Origin of the sequence: Massilia sp. CT11-108 (assembly GCF_047302915.1) — a bacterium.
GTDB lineage: Bacteria > Pseudomonadota > Gammaproteobacteria > Burkholderiales > Burkholderiaceae_D > Telluria > Telluria orientalis.
Map to the genome: position 1 here is coordinate 1 of NZ_JBKYMO010001627.1, position 252 is coordinate 252.

Genomic DNA, 252 nt, shown 5'->3' on the forward strand with positions numbered 1-252 from the left:
CCTGGGCCAGCAGTTGCGGCGCGCTGGCCATGTCGCGCTGGTAGACCATGCGCGCTTCCTTGAGGCAGGAAGCTCGTTTGGCGGACGACTTCTTCTTGCATGCCGTCTGCTGCTCGGCGTACGCCGCGTTGATTTCCTTCTTCAGCGTGGCCATGCGCTGGGCTTTCGTCTTGTCGCCCTGCGTCCACCGCGCCGGATCTTTTGCCGCCATCGCGGGCGAGCCGGCCGCGCACAGCGCGCACGCCAGCGCGA

1 protein-coding gene is annotated in these 252 nt (G+C 67.5%); it reads right to left on the reverse strand.

Annotated features, from left to right (window positions below; genetic code table 11):
- Nucleotides 1–252: hypothetical protein (locus ACEN88_RS35825; protein WP_413347140.1), on the reverse strand; the 252-nt coding region annotated here is incomplete at both ends.